Origin of the sequence: Caballeronia arationis (assembly GCF_001544975.2) — a bacterium.
Classification (GTDB): domain Bacteria; phylum Pseudomonadota; class Gammaproteobacteria; order Burkholderiales; family Burkholderiaceae; genus Caballeronia; species Caballeronia arationis.
Genome location: NZ_FCOG02000594.1, coordinates 1 through 572, shown reverse-complemented (window position 1 = coordinate 572; position 572 = coordinate 1). Strand labels below are relative to the sequence as shown.

At 61.4% G+C, this 572-nt stretch carries 1 protein-coding gene; it reads right to left on the bottom strand.

Going from position 1 to position 572, the window contains the following annotated elements; all coding sequences use genetic code 11:
* On the bottom strand, positions 1–572 hold a 572-nt coding region (locus AWB81_RS44030), incomplete at both ends, for an IS110 family RNA-guided transposase (protein WP_144444439.1).

The window sequence follows — 572 nt, the reverse complement described above, 5'->3', positions numbered from 1 at the left end:
CCCGGCTGCAACCATATTGCTTGCCATCGCCCATTTCGGCGGCTAGCACGCTCGCTGTGATAGGACCGACACCTGGGATGCTCAGCAGACGCTGGCCGAGGTCGTCAGCCGCGAGCTGCCGGGCTATCTCCTTGTCGATCGCGTTGATTTGCTCGCTCAGGTACTTGAAGTGGGCGTGCAGGCGCTCAAGAATTGAGACCAGCGACGGCGGAAGGGAATGTTCGGCGAGTACCGTCGGCAAGCGCCTGATCACAGCCTGTCCGATGGGCAGACTGATGCCGAACTCGAGCAGGAAACCGTGCATCTGGTTGCTCGTCTTTACGCGGTCGCGCACCAGCGACTCACGCACCCGGTGCAGGGCGGACAGCGTTTGCTGCGATTCGGTCTTCGGTGTTACAAACCGCATGGCTGGGCGCGACGCTGCCTCGCAGATTGCCTCCGCGTCTACAAAATCGTTCTTGTTGCTCTTGACGAAGGGCCGTACGAACTGCGGCGAGATGAGCTTGACCTGATGCCCGAAGGCCGTCAGTTTGCGGGCCATGTGATGGGCACCGGCGCAAGCTTCCATGACC